Source organism: Corallococcus sp. AB049A (genome assembly GCF_003668885.1).
Lineage (GTDB): Bacteria > Myxococcota > Myxococcia > Myxococcales > Myxococcaceae > Corallococcus > Corallococcus interemptor.
In genome coordinates this window covers 1-15,394 of sequence record NZ_RAWL01000198.1, presented here as the reverse complement: position 1 = coordinate 15,394, position 15,394 = coordinate 1, and the positions used below count along the sequence as shown (strand labels likewise).

The 15,394-nt window shown below is 70.0% G+C and carries 14 protein-coding genes; 10 read left to right on the top strand and 4 right to left on the bottom strand.

The window, feature by feature from the left end; genetic code table 11:
* Positions 1 to 57 precede the first annotated feature (57 nt).
* From D7X55_RS21370 to D7X55_RS21335, 8 genes are all read left to right on the top strand, one after another.
* Positions 58 to 363, top strand: a complete 306-nt coding sequence (locus tag D7X55_RS21370; protein WP_120547110.1) for a hypothetical protein — start codon at positions 58 to 60, stop codon at positions 361 to 363.
* Between the two features lie 65 nt (positions 364 to 428).
* Positions 429 to 1,256, top strand: a complete 828-nt coding sequence (locus tag D7X55_RS21365) for a 2,3,4,5-tetrahydropyridine-2,6-dicarboxylate N-succinyltransferase (protein WP_120547109.1) — start codon at positions 429 to 431, stop codon at positions 1,254 to 1,256.
* 84 nt (positions 1,257 to 1,340) lie between these two features.
* Positions 1,341 to 1,973 carry a cupin domain-containing protein gene (locus tag D7X55_RS21360; protein WP_121724034.1) on the top strand — a complete coding sequence of 211 codons (633 nt, stop codon included), beginning with the start codon at positions 1,341 to 1,343 and terminating at the stop codon, positions 1,971 to 1,973.
* A 45-nt stretch (positions 1,974 to 2,018) separates the two neighbouring features.
* A complete protein-coding gene (gene dapE / locus D7X55_RS21355) occupies positions 2,019 to 3,107 on the top strand; it encodes a succinyl-diaminopimelate desuccinylase (protein WP_121724033.1) in 1,089 nt (362 codons plus the stop codon).
* Positions 3,108 to 3,264: 157 nt separating this feature from the next.
* Entirely contained in the window at positions 3,265 to 3,681 is a 417-nt protein-coding gene (locus tag D7X55_RS21350) for a hypothetical protein (RefSeq protein ID WP_121724032.1), read from the top strand.
* A 168-nt stretch (positions 3,682 to 3,849) separates the two neighbouring features.
* Positions 3,850 to 6,108, top strand: a complete 2,259-nt coding sequence (locus tag D7X55_RS21345) for a family 2 encapsulin nanocompartment cargo protein terpene cyclase (RefSeq protein ID WP_121724031.1) — start codon at positions 3,850 to 3,852, stop codon at positions 6,106 to 6,108.
* A 53-nt stretch (positions 6,109 to 6,161) separates the two neighbouring features.
* Entirely contained in the window at positions 6,162 to 7,559 is a 1,398-nt protein-coding gene (locus D7X55_RS21340; RefSeq protein WP_121724030.1) for a family 2B encapsulin nanocompartment shell protein, read from the top strand.
* A 27-nt stretch (positions 7,560 to 7,586) separates the two neighbouring features.
* Positions 7,587 to 8,987, top strand: coding sequence for a family 2B encapsulin nanocompartment shell protein (locus D7X55_RS21335; RefSeq protein WP_121724029.1), 1,401 nt, complete (start codon positions 7,587 to 7,589; stop codon positions 8,985 to 8,987).
* 45 nt (positions 8,988 to 9,032) lie between these two features.
* On the opposite strand, the gene D7X55_RS21330 is transcribed toward D7X55_RS21335, so the two are convergent.
* From D7X55_RS21330 to D7X55_RS21320, 3 genes are read right to left on the bottom strand one after another with little or no spacing between them, the layout of a single operon-like run.
* Positions 9,033 to 10,031, bottom strand: coding sequence for a hypothetical protein (locus D7X55_RS21330; protein WP_147470162.1), 999 nt, complete (start codon positions 10,029 to 10,031; stop codon positions 9,033 to 9,035).
* A complete protein-coding gene (locus D7X55_RS21325) occupies positions 10,028 to 11,539 on the bottom strand; it encodes an FAD-binding protein (protein ID WP_121724027.1) in 1,512 nt (503 codons plus the stop codon). The genes D7X55_RS21330 and D7X55_RS21325 overlap by 4 nt, the downstream gene beginning before the upstream one ends.
* Positions 11,540 to 11,542: 3 nt before the next feature.
* On the bottom strand, positions 11,543 to 11,875 hold the full coding sequence (locus D7X55_RS21320) for a hypothetical protein (protein ID WP_120547101.1): 333 nt from the start codon (positions 11,873 to 11,875) through the stop codon (positions 11,543 to 11,545).
* 121 nt (positions 11,876 to 11,996) lie between these two features.
* Here D7X55_RS21320 and nrfH point away from each other — a divergent pair, with 121 nt between their 5' ends.
* Complete coding sequence (nrfH, locus tag D7X55_RS21315) at positions 11,997 to 12,500, top strand: cytochrome c nitrite reductase small subunit (protein ID WP_120547118.1); 504 nt, start codon at positions 11,997 to 11,999, stop codon at positions 12,498 to 12,500.
* A complete protein-coding gene (locus D7X55_RS21310; RefSeq protein WP_121724026.1) occupies positions 12,497 to 13,906 on the top strand; it encodes an ammonia-forming cytochrome c nitrite reductase subunit c552 in 1,410 nt (469 codons plus the stop codon). Before nrfH ends, D7X55_RS21310 begins: the two co-directional genes overlap by 4 nt.
* Before the next feature lie 7 nt (positions 13,907 to 13,913).
* On the opposite strand, the gene D7X55_RS21305 is transcribed toward D7X55_RS21310, so the two are convergent.
* A partial coding sequence (locus D7X55_RS21305) for a hypothetical protein (protein ID WP_121724025.1) occupies positions 13,914 to 15,394 on the bottom strand: 1,481 nt, incomplete at its 5' end.

Sequence of the window (15,394 nt, the reverse complement as noted above, 5' to 3'; positions counted from 1 at the left end):
GCTCGCGGCGGAAGGCCCCCGTCCCCACCTTCTTCCCTGCACGGGAGGAGACGACCGATGGCTTTCGACGACACGCCGTTCGAGCGGCGCTCCATCATTGGTGGCATGCGGGTCCGCTCGGCGGACGGGAAGATGCTGGGCTACGTGGCCTTCATCGGCCAGGAGCACCTCTATGTCCGGCACTCGCCCTTCACCCGGCACTGGAAGGAGGTCCCCCTGTCCGCCGTGGGCCGGGTGCTCCGCGGCGCCGTGGTGCTGAGGGAGGGCACCGGGCCGCTGGTGCCCGCTGACAAACAGCATCACGGGGAAATCCTGTCGCTGACCCATCCGCTGGCCCTGGTGCCGGGGGCGACACACGTCTGAAGGGCGTCCGGCGGTGGACATTGAGGGAGGGCGCGGACCGCTGAAGTGTGATTGAACTCGCCGCCATGGCGACCTCTCTCGAAGCGCTTTCCCAGCGGGTGTCCGCGGCGTTCGCGGACCGGGCGAAACTGAAGGACGCGGACACGGTGGCGGCGGTGCGCGAGACGCTGGCGCGCCTGGACTCCGGGGAGCTGCGCGTCGCGGAGAAGGGCCCGGAGGGCTGGCGGGTCAACGCGTGGGTGAAGGAGGCCATCCTCCTGTTCTTCGCCGTGTCGGAGATGCAGGTGATGGAGGTGGGCCCCTTCGAGTTCCACGACAAGGTGCCCCTGAAGAAGGGCCTGGAAGCGGCGGGCGTGCGCGTGGTGCCGCCGGGCACCGTGCGCTACGGCGCGTTCGTGGAGCGGGGCGCGGTGGTGATGCCCGGGTACGTGAACATCGGCGCGCGGGTGGGCGCGGGCACCATGGTGGACACGTGGGCCACGGTGGGCTCGTGCGCGCAGGTGGGCCGCAACGTCCACCTGTCCGGCGGCGTGGGGCTGGGCGGCGTGCTGGAGCCGCCCACGGCGTCGCCGGTCATCATCGAGGACGGGGCCTTCCTGGGCAGCCGCTCCATCGTGGTGGAGGGCGTGGTGGTGGAGGAGGAGGCGGTGCTGGGCGCCAACGTGGTGCTGACCGCGTCCACGCAGATCATCGACGTCACCGGGCCCCAGGAGGTCGTGCACAAGGGCCGCGTGCCGGCGCGCAGCGTGGTGATTCCGGGCATGCGGGAGAAGCAGTTCCCCGCCGGGAAGTACATGGTCCCGTGCGCGCTCATCATCGGACAGCGCAAGGCGTCCACCGACCAGAAGACCAGCCTCAACGCCGCCCTGCGGGACTTCGCCGTCGCGGTGTGAGCCGGTGAAAATCCGCCGCTGTCGCGGTCGCGTATAGGTTTCCGAGCGACGCGTAGCACCCCGCCGGAGCCTCCCAAGGAGCGCATGGAACACCTCGACGACATCCTCCCTGACTGGCTGCTGGGGACCCTGGAGCCGGCCCGGCGCGACGCCGCGGCCCGGCACCTGGAGGGCTGCGCGCGCTGCCGGGCGGAAGCGGCCCGGCTGGCGCCCGCCGTGGATGCGCTGGGGGGGCTCGTGCCGCCCGTCACACCCCCGGCGTCGGTGCTCCAGCGGCTGATGGGCCAGATGGAGGGCCCCGGCCGCTTCGCCCGCTGGGCCGGGAGGGTGGCCGCGTTCCTGGACGTGACGGAAGCCCGCGCCCGGGAGCTGCTGGAGTCCATGGCGGACCCCGGCAACTGGATGCCCGGCCCGGTGGAGGGCGTGGAGCTGATGCCGGTGGAGACGGGTCCCGGACGCGAGGGGATGATGGCCGCCGTGGCGCGGCTGATGCCCGGCGCCCGCTACCCGCGCCACGCGCACCAGGGGCGCGAGTGGAACCTGGTGCTGGAGGGCGGCTTTCGCGAGGACACCGGCCACGAGGTCTGGCCCGGCGACGAGCTGGAGAAGACGGACGGGTCGCTGCACGACTTCACCGCGTTGGACGGCCCCGCGTGCATCTGCGTCACGGTGTTGGATGGCGCCACCTCCTTCGAGGAGCGGGTGGACGGCGCCTGACGGGACGATGTGCCGGGCACGGGCGGGGAGTATGGTGCTCCGCGCATGGCCTCCATCGAACTCGCCACCCGACTTGCCCAGACGACGCTCGAGCTGTGTCGCATCGAGAGCCCCATTGGCTACGAGGGTCCCATCGCGGACCACGTGGAAGGCTGGGCGCTGAAGCACTTCCGCCGCGAGGAGGTCTTCCGCGTCGGGCACACGCTGCTGCTGGGCTCGCTGGAGGACCCCCGGCCCACGGTGGCGCTCATCGGCCACCTGGACACGGTGCCCATGCACCCCGGAGACGTGGGCCGCGCGCCGCGCATCGAGGGCGAGCGCGTGCACGGCCTGGGCGCGTCCGACATGAAGGGCGGCGTGGCGGTGATGATGGCGCTGGCGGAGGACCTCAAGCGCGACGCGCTGCCCGTCAACGTGGCCTTCCTCCTGTACGAGCGCGAGGAGGGCGCCTACGCGGAGAGCGGCCTCATCCCGCTGTACGCGAAGCGGCCGGACCTGACCCGCGTGAAGTTCGGCATCGCCATGGAGCCCACGGACGGCGTGGTGCAGGTGGGCTGTGTCGGCAGCATGCAGGTGACGGTGCGGTTCACGGGGCGCAGCGCGCACTCCGCGCGGCCGTGGCAGGGGGAGAACGCCATCCACAAGGCGGGGCCGCTGCTCACGGAGCTCTTGGGCCGCGAGCGCGTGGAGGTGAACGTCGCGGGCTTCCCCTTCTATGAAGTCATCAGCGCCACGCTGGCCAAGGGTGGCCGTGCGCGCAACGTGGTGCCGGAGGCGTTCGAGCTGAACCTCAACTACCGCTTCGCGCCGGGCAAGAGCGTGGCTCGGGCGAAGGAGGACGTGCTGGCGCTGGTGGCGGGCCGCGCGGAGGTGGAGTTCACGGACAGCTCGCCCAGTGGGCCGGTGGCCGCGGGCAACCCGCTGTTCCAGCGGCTGATGTCGCTCACGGGGCTGCCCGCCGCGTCGAAGCAGGCGTGGACGGACGTGGCGCGCTTTGGCGAGTGGGGCGTGGACGCGGTGAACTTCGGGCCCGGTGAAACGGCGCAGGCGCACCAGCTGCACGAGAGCGCGCCCATTCCGCCGCTGGCCGTGGCGTACGAGAAGCTGGCCGCGTTCCTCAAGGGCGCGGTGTAGACGCGCCGCTGATCGCTCCGGAGCCGGATTTTCGGCCTCGCGCGGGATGCAGCGCCGCGCGCATTCGTCAGCTGGCGTGCATCCGCACAGGGGGGCATGCGTGCACTTCTGGCGGTTGCGCTTACCCTTCAGGTGTTGTCATCCCTGGAGGCTGTTGATGCACGCCGAGTCGAACATGCAGGACCCGAACGAGACCCCGTCGTCCAACACGGTGATGCCGGCGGGTGAGGCCACGCCCGCGAAGACGTCGCGCCGCCGCTCCTCCGGTGCGCGCAAGGGCGCCCGCAAGGCGTCGTCCCGCCGCACGGGCGCCGCGAAGAAGGCGACCTCCAAGCGCGCCACCGCGAAGAAGGCCGCGGGCAAGCGCGGCACCGCGAAGAAGGCCGCGGGCAAGCGCGGCGCCGCGAAGAAGGCCACCGCCAAGCGCGGTGCCCGCAAGGCCCCGGCCCGTCGCGCCGCCGCCGGCCGCACCGCTCGCAAGACGTCCGCCCGTGGCAAGTCGTCCGCGCGCAAGACGCCCGCGCGCAAGACGTCCGCTCGCAAGAGCTCCGTGCGCCGCTCCACGCGCCGCTAGCAGGTCACGCGGGGAGACGGATTCTCAAACCCTGATCCGGGTGGGTCGTCCGTCATCCCCGCGAACCCTTATTCACGAGATTAAGCACCGTTTCCTGCTCAAACCGTTCTCCGTGGTGTTGTTCATTGGACGACAGTACAAGCCCCTGGGGATCAACGAGGGGCGTGCATGTCGAAGGGGAAGCAGAAGCAACCGTTCCGGCTGCCGGAGTTCTACGTTCCGTGGCCGGCGCGGCTGAACCCGAACCTGGAATCGGCGCGCGCGCACACCAAGGCGTGGTCGTACCAGATGGGCATCCTGGGCCCGCCCCGGGATGGAACGGACCGCGAGGTCTGGTCCGAGCGCCGCTTCGACGGCATGGACTACGCGCTGCTCTGTGCGTACACGCACCCGGAGGCGCCGGGTCCGGAGCTGGACCTCATCACGGACTGGTACGTCTGGGTCTTCTACTTCGACGACCACTTCCTGGAGGTCTTCAAGTACTCGCGCGACGTGGCGGGCGGGCAGGCCTACCTGGACCGGCTGCCGCTGTTCATGCCGCTGGACATGTCCCCGCCGCCGGAGCCGGTCAACCCGGTGGAGCGCGCGCTCTGGGACTTGTGGCAGCGCACCGTGCCCTCCATGTCCATGGACTGGCGCCGCCGCTTCTTCGAGAACACCAAGCACCTGCTCGATGAGTCGATGTGGGAGATCGAGAACATCAGCGAGGCGCGCGTCTCCAACCCCATCGAGTACATCGAGATGCGCCGCAAGGTGGGCGGCGCGCCCTGGTCGTCGGACCTGGTGGAGCACGCCGTGGCCGCGGAGATTCCGGCCCGCGTCGTGAAGAGCCGGCCGATGCGCGTCTTCAAGGACACGTTCTCCGACGCGGTGCACCTGCGCAACGACCTGTTCTCCTACGAGCGCGAGCTGGAGGAGGGCGAGCTCTCCAACGGCGTGCTGGTGGTGGAGAAGTTCCTCGACTGTGAGACCCAGCGCGCGGCGGACCTGGTCAACGACCTGCTGACGTCCCGGTTGCAGCAGTTCGAGACGACGTTCGCCACGGAGCTGCCGTGGCTGTTCGCGGAGTACGCGCTCAACCCGGTGGAGCAGGCGCAGGTGCTCACGTACCTGCGCGGCCTCCAGGATTGGCAGTCCGGCGGCCACGAGTGGCACCTGCGCTCCAACCGCTACATGAACCAGCACTCGGAGGAGCAGCCGGGGCTGTCCATCCCCCTGCCGTCCGGCCTGGGCACCTCCGCGCTGCGGATTCCCCTGTCGCCCGGCGGGCTGGGGCTGGGGCCTCGCGCCCGCTCCCTGAGCCACGTGCCGCGCCAGCACGTGGGCCCCACGAAGCTGCCGCCGTTCTACGCGCCATACAGCACGTACCTGAGCCCCCACCTGGACCACGCGCGCAGGAACTCCAAGGCGTGGGCGCGGCGGGTGGGCATGCTGGAGGTGGTCCCCGTCGTGGGGTTCTACGTCTGGGACGACCACAAGTTCGACGCGGCGGACGTGGCCCTGTGCGGCGCGTACATCCACCCGGACGCGACGCCGGAGCAGCTGGACCTGACGGCGTGCTGGCTCGTCTGGGGCACCTACGCGGACGACTACTTCCCCATGCTCTACGCGAACACGCGGGACATGGCGGGCGCGAAGCTGTTCACCGCGCGGCTGGGCCAGTTCATGCCGGATGACGTGGAGGCCGCCAACGCCGCGGTGCCCACCAACCCGGTGGAGCTGGGCCTGATGGACCTGTGGAAGCGCACCGCCGGCCCGCTGTCGCCGCGCAACCGCATGCTGTTCCGCAAGGCCATCCAGGACATGACGGACAGCTGGGTGTGGGAGCTGAACAACCAGCTGCTCAACCGCGTGCCGGACCCCGTGGACTACGTGGAGATGCGCCGCAAGACGTTCGGCTCGGACCTCACCATGAGCCTGTCGCGCCTCTCCAAGGGGGACGCGGTGCCGGAGGACGTCTTCAACACCCGCACGCTGCGCGGGCTGGAGAACTCCGCCGCGGACTACGCCTGCTTCGTCAACGACCTGTTCTCCTACCAGAAGGAGATTGAATTCGAGGGCGAGCTCAACAACTGCGTGCTCGCGGTCCAGAAGTTCCTGGGCGTGGACAAGGACGAGGCCGTCCTCGTGGTCAACGCGCTGATGACCGCGCGCATGAAGCAGTTCCAGCACCTGGTGGCCAAGGAGCTGCCGGTGGTCATCCGCACCTTCAACCTGGACGCGAAGGCGCAGGAGAAGCTGCTCAAGTACGTGGAGCAGCTCCAGCAGTGGATGGCGGGCATCCCCCGGTGGCACGCGGAGGTGGCCCGCTACACCGAAGCGGAGCTGCGCCACGACGCGGCGCCGAAGCTCAAGGCCGCCAACGTCTCCGGCCTGGGTAGGTCCGCGATGCGCATCGCGGAGCTGTTCCGCGCCAGCAGGCCCTGAGTCCCACCGAAAACCGAAGCTTTCTTGATTCTTCAACCTGGAGAGGGTGAGTCATGTCCAACGACCTGAAGAAGTTCGACGACAACAACCAGAGCCTTGGCACGCAGGCGGCGCGTCAGCTGGCGACGACGACCAAGTCCGAGCCGCAGATGCAGGGCATCTCCTCGCGGTGGCTGCTCAAGCTGCTGCCGTGGGTGCAGGTGTCCGGCGGTACGTACCGCGTCAACCGCCGCATGACGTACGCGGTGGGTGACGGCCGCGTCACCTTCACCAGCACCGGCGCCAGGGTGCAGGTGATTCCCCAGGAGCTGGGCGAGCTGCCCCTCTTGCGCGGCTACGAGGACGTGGACGCGCTCACCGCGCTGGCCAACCGCTTCGTGCAGAAGGAGTACAAGGCCGGTGAGGTCATCACCGAGGCCGGCAAGGAAGCGGACTCCATCGTCCTCATCGCGCACGGCAAGGTGAACCGCATTGGCACCGGCAAGTACGGCGAGCCGGTGGTGCTGGAGACGCTGGCGGACGGCGACCACTACAGCTACCAGGCGCTGCTGGAGTCTCAGGATTACTGGCAGTTCACGGCGAAGGCCGTGACGCCCGTCATCGCGCTCGTCCTCCAGCAGTCCGCCTTCGAGGCGGTGGTGGCGCAGGTGCCGTCGCTGCAGAAGCACATCGAGGACTTCAAGGCCCGCTCCAGGAAGAAGCAGGACACCTCCGGCCAGAAGGCCATCGAGCTGGCCGCCGGCCACCACGGCGAGCCCGTGCTGCCCGGCACCTACGTGGACTACGAGACGCACCCGCGCGAGTACGAGCTGGCCGTCGCGCAGACCGTGCTGCAGATCCACACGCGCGTCGCGGACCTCTTCAACGACCCCATGAACCAGACCCAGCAGCAGCTGCGTCTGACGGTGGAGGCGCTGAAGGAGCGCAAGGAGCACGAGCTCGTCAACAACCGCGAGTTCGGCCTGCTGCACAACGCGGACCTCAAGCAGCGCATCCACACCCGCTCCGGCGCGCCGACGCCGGACGACATGGACGAGCTGCTGGCCACGGTGTGGAAGGAGCCGTCGTTCTTCCTGGCCCACCCGCGCGCCATCGCCGCGTTCGGGCAGGAGTGCAACAAGCGGGGCATCTACCCCACCAGCATCGAGATGAACGGCAACCACGTGCCCGCGTGGCGCGGCATCCCCATCGTGTCCTGCAACAAGATTCCGGTGTCGGAGACGCGCACCACGTCCATCATGCTGATGCGCGTGGGTGAGAAGAACCAGGGCGTCGTCGGCCTGCACCAGGCGGGCATCCCGGATGAGATCGAGCCCAGCCTCAACGTGCGGTTCATGGGCATCAACGAGAAGGCCATCATGAACTACCTGGTGACGGCGTACTTCTCCGCGGCGGTGCTGACGCCGGACGCGCTGGGCATCCTGGAGAGCGTGGAGCTGGGCCGCTCGTAGTCCCTCTAGCGACCCGGAGATTCTTCCATGGCGAACTCACAGAAAGACGTGGCGGCGCACGAGGGCTCGAGCCTGAGCACGGCGGGTGCGCGCCAGCTGGCGACGACGACCAAGACGCAGCCGGTGATGCAGGGCATCTCGCCCCGCTACCTGCTGAACATCCTGCCCTGGGTGCAGGTGTCCGGCGGCACGTACCGCGTGAACCGGCGGCTGACGTACACCGTGGGCGACGACCGGCTGAACTTCAGCAACATCGGCGTCAAGGTGGAGGTCATCGCGCAGGAGCTGCTCAAGCTGCCGCTGATGCGGGGCTTCGAGGACGTGGATGACCTGCTCATCCGCACCCTGGCCGGCCGCTTCATCCAGCAGCACTACAAGGCGGGCGACGTCATCGTGGAGGCGGGCAAGGCCGCCGAGCACGTGATGCTCATCGCCCACGGCAAGGCGCAGAAGCTGACGGCCGGCAAGTACGGCGACCCCGTGGTGCTGGACACGCTGGCGGACGGCGACCACTTCGGCGACCAGGCGGTGGTGGAGTCGAACGACGTGTGGCCCTTCACCGTCAAGGCCGTCACGGCCTGCACGGTGATGGCGCTGCCGCAGGCGGTGTTCGAGTCCCTCATCACCCAGTCCCCGGCGCTCCAGGCGCACGTGGCGCGCTACAAGGCCAACCTCAAGAAGCCCCAGGACAAGGCGGGGCAGGCCGCCATCGCGCTGGCCGCCGGACACCACGGCGAGCCCGTGCTGCCCGGCACCTTCGTGGACTACGAGCTGAAGCCGCGCGAGTACGAGCTGAGCGTGGCGCAGACCATCCTGCGCGTGCACACCCGCGTGGCGGACGTCTTCAACGACCCGATGAACCAGACCGCGGAGCAGCTGCGGCTGACCATCGAGGCGCTGAAGGAGCGCAAGGAGTGGGAGCTCATCAACAACCCGGAGTTCGGCCTGCTGCACAACGCCGACCTCAAGCAGCGCATCAACACCCGCTCGGGTCCGCCGACGCCGGACGACATGGACGAGCTGGTGTCGCGCCGCCGCAAGACGCGCTACTTCCTGGCCCACCCGCGCGCCATCGCGGCGTTCGGCCGGGAGTGCAACAAGCGCGGCCTGTACCCCACGGTGGTGGACGTGGGCGGGGTGAAGTTCCAGGCGTGGCGCGGGGTGCCCATCCTCCCGTGCGACAAGCTGCCCATCAGCCGTGAGAACACCACGTCCATCATCGCCATGCGCACCGGTCAGGACGACCAGGGCGTGGTGGGCCTGCACAACGCCGGCATCCCGGACGAGGTGGAGCCCAGCCTCACCGTGAAGCGCATGGCCGTGAACGACCAGGCCATCACGAACTACCTGGTGAGCACGTACTACTCCGCCGCCGTGCTCGTCCCGGACGCGCTGGGCGTGCTGGAGAACGTGGCGCTGGGCGGCTGAGGCTCCTCGGGCCCGGTGCATGCGTGCGCCGGGCCCGTTCGTCTTTCAGCGGCACTGCGCGAAGTACCAGCGCAGCTGGAGCTGGGCCCGGAGCACCTGGCCGGGCGCGGTGGTGAGGGAGGCGAGGGCGCTGGTGCAGCCGGGCAGCTTCACGTCGATGGCCGCGCCCGGGTGCAGGCGGTTGTCGGTGCCGTCGAAGGCCAGCTCCGCGCGCAGGTCCGCCACGGAGGTCTTGCGCTGCACGGCCAGCCCGGAGCGCAGCGCCCTGCTGCTCCGGAACAGGTCCAACGCCTGCATCGTCGCGAGCGCGTCGAAGCGCCGGCCCAGCGCGGCCTGTCCGGTCAGCCAGAACGTGTGCTGCGTGTCGTGGAGCCCGTCGCCGGTGAGGGCGGCGCCGTCCGCCCGGGCGGAGACGCCCCAGCCGCCGGAGACCTGGAGGTCTCCGCTCCGGGAGCGCATCTGTCTTTCGGCCTGATCGAAGACGGCGGACAGGTCCACGCCCCGCTCGGACACGTCCTCGTCCGAGTCCGCGGGCGGCGGGATGCCGTGGCGCTCCAGCTCCTGCGCGACCCGTTCGGGCAGGTCGGAGTTGAGCACGGGGTCGTGCGGATCATGGAACGTCGTCCGCAGCCCCAGGCCCACGCGCCACGCGCCCGTGCCGTCCAGGTCCGGCAGCGCGGCCGCGGACACTGTCGTCTTCGTCAGCACCCGCATCAGCCGGCCGGCCAGTGAGTTCGAGCGGTAGCTGCTCAGGCTCCGGATGCCACCGCCGAAGAGGAAGTAGGGCGCGACGTCCAGGGCCAGCCCCGGGCGGAAGTCACCCGGCGCCGCCGACGCCAGCACCGTGGCCATCACCGGCTTGGGCGCCGCGCCGAGCAGCACGCGCAGCGGCGCCTCGTCCAGCGCCACCAGGGCCGGGGACTCCGGCACGTCCACGTCGAGCACGTAGCGATAGAGGTTGATGTCGTCGTCCGAGCCCGCCGCGCCCGCGGCGCCTGGAGTGAGCAGGGCGCCCACGACCGCCAGACAGGCGAGCCTCCTCACGCGAGTCCCAGGCCGCGCAGGTAGTCATTGGCGAAGGCCTCGCGCAGCTCCGGCGTGGGGAGCAGGGCCTTGCGCGCTTCGAGCCACGCGTTGACGGAGGCCTCGCCGTACAGGCCTCGCACCGCCGGGCCGTCCAGCTCGTGGAACTTGCCCCAGTGGAACGTGTGCGGAATGGAGGACCGGGCGAGCTGCTGCCAGACGCGGCGGTTGTAGCCCTTCGTGCGGGTGGACGCCGCTCCGTCGATGTCGAGCACGCACGTCATGGGCGCGTGCCGGGTGAAGGCCAGCGTGGCTTTGGACGGCAGCACGTAGCGCAGGCCGAACAGCCCGGGGAACGGGTACGCGCGGTTGGTGGCGAGCGCCAGCTCCACCGTCTCGCGCACCCTGCCGAGCGGCACGGCCACCGCGCTGCCCCAGGCCTTGCCCCGGGTGGTCGTGTCGGTGAACAGCTCGCCGTGCGTCCCGCAGATGTTTTCGTATTCCGTGTAGAAGCGATCCATCAGCCGCGACAGCAGCGGGATGGTCAGCTCCGAGACCATGTCCGTCAGCACGCCGATGATTTCGAGCCCGTTGTCCCCCTGGGTCAGCTTGCTGCCGGGGCTGGGCGGGCTCGAGCCCTCCGGACACCGCGCGTGCTTGTACATCACCGTGACGAAGACGCCCCGGTCCAGGTCGTTGGGGTTGATGACCGCCGTGAAGTGATAGGGCTTGAGCCCCGGCGGGCCCGGCAGCGTGATGCCGGAGAAGTCCAGCTGGTCGAACGCGCGCCAGAGCCCTTCATCCAGCGGCATCCGCCGGCGGTACGCCTGGAGGTAGTAGAGGTCCACCACCTCCATGAGGACGCCGTGCACCAGGCCGAAGCCGCCCAGGCCCACGAGGACGGCGTTGAACAGGGCATCGTCCCGGATGAGCTCGGCCCCGAGCCGCTGCGGAATCTCGTCGTGGATGACCGGCGCGCTGGCCCGCTCCAGCCAGACGTGCCGGTCCGGTGAGACGACCACGTGCAGGCCCACCACGAAGTCCTGCATGGCGCCGGTCTCCAGATTCGAGCCATGCGTGCCCGTGCCGATGGCCCCCGCGATGGTCTGCCCGTTGCTGGCACCCGACGTCGTCAGCGACTTGCCCGTCTTCTTCAGGAAGTGGTTCAGCTCCGCGACGGAGACCCCGCACTGCGCGAAGAGGAGGTCCTCCCTCCGGCCTGGATAGGCGGGATGCGTGCGGGGCGCGGGGAAGAGGTAGTTCAGCGGCCGCGTGTTGACGAGGATTCCGCTGGTGGCGGGCGCCTTGGTGAAGGACCAGCCGCCGCCCAGGCCGCGGATCTCCAGGCGCTCGGTGAGGGCGCGCTGGATGAGCCCCTGGAGTCCCTGCGTGGTGTCGACGTAGCCGGGCACCGTGGACTGGGAGGCGTCCGCGTTCCAGACATCCACCAGCAGCTCCAGCTTCTGGGTGTAGCTCTGGTGCCAGTTCTGCCAGCGCTTCTGGCTGCTCTCGTGGATGACGGGGGGCATGGCTCAAGGCGCCCCGAGGACGCCCAGGTCGCCGGGCGTGGGCTGGGCCTTGGCGCAGCGCCACTCCACCTGCTGCGGCATGGCCAGGCCGAGCGTCAGCACGCTGATGAGCGCGAAGCCCAGGTTGGTGCTCTGGGTGACCTCCGCCAGCGCCTGGTCCTGGCAGTTGTCCACCCGGGGCCGCTCCTGGACGAGTCCCCAGCCCAGCGACCAGAGGGTTTCGCTCCTCGCCTCCGTGGCGCTGGCCCCGGCCGCGCCGGGCGCCTGGACGCGGTAGTGCGCACAGCCCGAGCTCAACCCCACCCACAGCAACACCGCCGCCGCACGCTTGGTCATACGCGAGCATGGGGCTTGCCGGAGGGGTGGGACCACGCGACCGTTGGTCGCGGACAGATGTCCGGCACTTCACGCGCAATCGTCCAACGACACGCGGTGGAAGTTCTGTAGGGTGGCTTCCGTGCCCTTCGCAACCCGCACCGTGCTGGCCGTGATTCTGGGGACCGCCATCGGAGTGGCGGTCGGCCTGGGCGGCTTCACCTTCGCGTACGCGAAGGGGGCGTCGTACCTGCGGGACGACCCCGCCGCCTGTGCCAACTGCCACATCATGAACGAGCAGTACGACGGCTGGCGCAAGAGCAGCCACCACGCGGTGGCCACCTGCAACGACTGTCACACGCCCGCGGGCCTCGTTCCCAAGTACTACACGAAGGCGAGCAACGGCTTCTGGCACTCGTTCTACTTCACCACCGGCACCTTCCCGGACCCCATCCGCCTGCGTCCGGGCAACCGCGTGGTGACGGAGAACGCGTGCCGCAAGTGCCACGCCTCCATCGTGGAGGCCATCGAGTCGCCCCCGAGCGGCCATGAAGCACAGCTCCAGTGTCTCACCTGCCACAACTCCGTGGGTCACCCCGAAGGGTCGGGCAACCCCGAGCTCATCCGTAAGGAGATTGCACGATGACCGAGCCCGAGAAGGCCTCGGAGAAGCGCCGGTGGTTCAGCGGCATCCGGCTCGTGGTGGCGGTCGCGGTGGTGGCGGCGCTGGCCTCGGCGGGTGTCACCGCGCTCCTGGTCAACATCATGGAGCGCAAGCAGGAGGGGAAGAACCCCTTCTACCGGGTGGTGGAGCTCAACGACACCATCACGGACCCCGCCGTGTGGGGGAAGAACTTCCCGCTGCAATACGACGGCTACCGGCGCACGGTGGACCAGAAGCGCACCCGCTACGGTGGCAGCGAGGCGTTGGCGCGCACGCCCACCCAGGCGGATCCGCGCTCGGTGGTGGCGCAGAGCCGGCTGGAGGAGGACCCCCGCCTGGTCACCATGTGGAGCGGCTACGCCTTCGCCAAGGACTTCCGCGAGGAGCGCGGCCACGCGTACATGCTGGATGATCAGACCTTCACCGAGCGCCAGCAGGTGACGCAGCAGCCGGGCACGTGCATCCACTGCCACGGCAGCGTGTACGTGCCCTACAAGAAGCTGGGGGACGGGGACCTCATCAAGGGCTTTGAGAAGATGAACCAGATGCCCTTCGCGGAGGCGCGCAAGCTCGTGGAGCACCCGGTGTCCTGCATCGACTGCCACGACCCCGGCACCATGCAGCTGCGCGTCACGCGCCCCGGCTTCATCGAGGGCATCGCCGCGCTCAAGGCCAGCCAGGGCGTGGCGGACTTCCAGGTGAACCGGGACGCCACGCGCCAGGAGATGCGCACGTACGTGTGCGGGCAGTGCCACGTCGAGTACTACTTCAAGGGCAAGGAGAAGCGCCTGACGTACCCCTGGGCCAAGGGCATCAACATCGACCAGATCATGGCGTACTACGACGAGGACGGGCACGCCGACTGGACCCACGCGCTCACCGGCGCGAAGGTCCTCAAGGCGCAGCACCCCGAGTTCGAGATGTACAACCAGGGCATCCACGCGAAGAGCGGCGTGGCGTGCGCGGACTGCCACATGCCCTACCAGCGCGAGGGGGCGATGAAGGTCAGCGACCACCACGTGCGCAGCCCGCTGCTCAACATCAACCGCGCCTGTCAGACGTGCCACAAGTGGAGCGAGGCGGAGCTGCTCCAGCGCGCGGAGACCATCCAGACGCGCACCTTCCAGACGCGCAACCTCGCCATGGACGCGCTGGTGGACCTCATCCACGACCTGGAGAGCGCGCAGAAGTCGGGAGTGCCCGAGGACGCGCTGGCCAAGGCGCGCGACCTGCAGAAGCGCGCCCAGTTCTACCTGGACTTCGTGGAGGCGGAGAACTCCATGGGCTTCCACGCGGACCAGGAGGCCGTGCGCATCCTCAGCAACTCCATCAACTTCTCGCGCCTGGGGCAGAACGCGCTGCGTCCCGCCCCGCGGGGCTCGCCGTGACGTCCGTCTAGTACTTCACGCGCACCAGGAAGACGTCACCGCGCGTGGGCTTGAACTTGTCCACGCCGAAGTCCGTGACGCGGTCGGTGTAGCCGAAGAACACCGCGTCGCCGTCCGGCATCAACGTCACCGCCGGCACCGCCTCCACGCCGTACAGCTCGCCGCGCGCCTCTGGCGTGGCGCCCAGGAAGAGGCGCGACTTCAGCGGCTGGCCCGTGGGGTCGAAGCGCTGGGTGAAGAGCTGCGCGGACCCCAGGCCGTCCGTGCCCGTGGTGCCGTTCTCCAGCCACGAGTACGTGTAGCCCACCACCAGCACCTCGCCGGTGGAGTGGATGGCCACGCCCTGCACGGACGCGTCCACGCCCAGGTCGTGCGCCCAGCGCTCGGTGCCGTCCGCGCCCGTCACCACCACGAAGGGACTGGGGCTGGTGGTGCCCTTCAGCGACGCGCCCGCCCAGGAGAAGCTGCCCAGGAAGTCGCCGCCCGCCACCACGTCACCGGCGGCGTCGCGGCTCACGTCGCGGACGCTCCCCTTCACGCCGGGCCGCACCTTCGCCCAGCCGAGCGCGCCGTTCTGCCGGTACAGCGCCACGAAGGGGCTGCCGGAGCCGGAGCCCTGCGTGACGTTGGTGCCGAAGCGCACCGTGCCCACGTAGCGCCCCGCCACGGCCACGCTGCCATCCGCGCCGGGGGCCAGGGACAAGGGCTCGGCGCCCGCGCCCCCGGACTCCGCGTTGCCCACGGCGAAGGCGCGCTCCGCCGTGCCGTCCGCCGCGAACACCGCCACGCCGGCCGAGGGGCCCTTCACCGCGTTGCCCAGGTCCACGGAGCCCGGCGCGGTATAGGCCACGTACAGCCGGCCCTCCGCGTCCGCCGCGACGTCCTTCACCGTCAGCGCCCCGGGCACCCGGTTCGCCCAGAGCGTCACGCCGTCCGCGGACAGCCGCGCGACGATGACGCCGTCACGGAGCCTGCCCGTGCCCAGGTCCACCGTGCCCTGGATGTTGCCGGCCAGGAGCATGCCGCCCGAGCCGTCCGCCGCCACGCGCACGCGCACGTCCGCGCGCAGGGACTCGGGCGCGGGGTCCACGCGCACGTCGTACGCGTGCGTCCACAGCGTCTGCCCCGTGCCGGAGCGCCGCGTGAGGACCAGCTCCACGGAGTCATCCGTGGGCGTGCGCGCGTCCAGGTCGTCGTAGCCGTGCGCGGCCGCGGTGAAGAAGTCCCCGGTGGTGGCCTCCACGGCCAGGTCCAGCGCCAGGTCGTCCTGCGCGGCGCCTTCCTTCGCGAACCACAGCGTGGCCCCCGAGGCCGGAGGCTGCGCTTCCGGCTGCTTGTCCGGAGGCGGTGGCGTCTGTGGGATTTCATTGCCCGGAGGCGTCTGCGTTCCGCTCCCCGGTGGAACGTCGCCCGGTGTCGAGGGCTGCTCCGACGGGGGGCAACCCATCTTCGAATCCTGGCAGTTGTCCGGATCGGGCGTCTCCGCCC

Excerpts from the sequence above, each read along its gene's own strand:
- dapE (WP_121724033.1), top strand. The coding sequence starts at position 2,019 with ATGGCCTCCATCGAACTCGCCACCCGACTTGCCCAGACGACGCTCGAG.
- D7X55_RS21360 (WP_121724034.1), top strand. The coding sequence starts at position 1,341 with ATGGAACACCTCGACGACATCCTCCCTGACTGGCTGCTGGGGACCCTG.
- D7X55_RS21370 (WP_120547110.1), top strand. The coding sequence starts at position 58 with ATGGCTTTCGACGACACGCCGTTCGAGCGGCGCTCCATCATTGGTGGC.
- D7X55_RS21350 (WP_121724032.1), top strand. The coding sequence starts at position 3,265 with ATGCACGCCGAGTCGAACATGCAGGACCCGAACGAGACCCCGTCGTCC.
- D7X55_RS21335 (WP_121724029.1), top strand. The coding sequence starts at position 7,587 with ATGGCGAACTCACAGAAAGACGTGGCGGCGCACGAGGGCTCGAGCCTG.
- D7X55_RS21340 (WP_121724030.1), top strand. The coding sequence starts at position 6,162 with ATGTCCAACGACCTGAAGAAGTTCGACGACAACAACCAGAGCCTTGGC.
- D7X55_RS21365 (WP_120547109.1), top strand. The coding sequence starts at position 429 with ATGGCGACCTCTCTCGAAGCGCTTTCCCAGCGGGTGTCCGCGGCGTTC.
- D7X55_RS21310 (WP_121724026.1), top strand. The coding sequence starts at position 12,497 with ATGACCGAGCCCGAGAAGGCCTCGGAGAAGCGCCGGTGGTTCAGCGGC.
- D7X55_RS21345 (WP_121724031.1), top strand. The coding sequence starts at position 3,850 with ATGTCGAAGGGGAAGCAGAAGCAACCGTTCCGGCTGCCGGAGTTCTAC.
- D7X55_RS21325 (WP_121724027.1), bottom strand. The coding sequence starts at position 11,539 with ATGCCCCCCGTCATCCACGAGAGCAGCCAGAAGCGCTGGCAGAACTGG.
- D7X55_RS21320 (WP_120547101.1), bottom strand. The coding sequence starts at position 11,875 with ATGACCAAGCGTGCGGCGGCGGTGTTGCTGTGGGTGGGGTTGAGCTCG.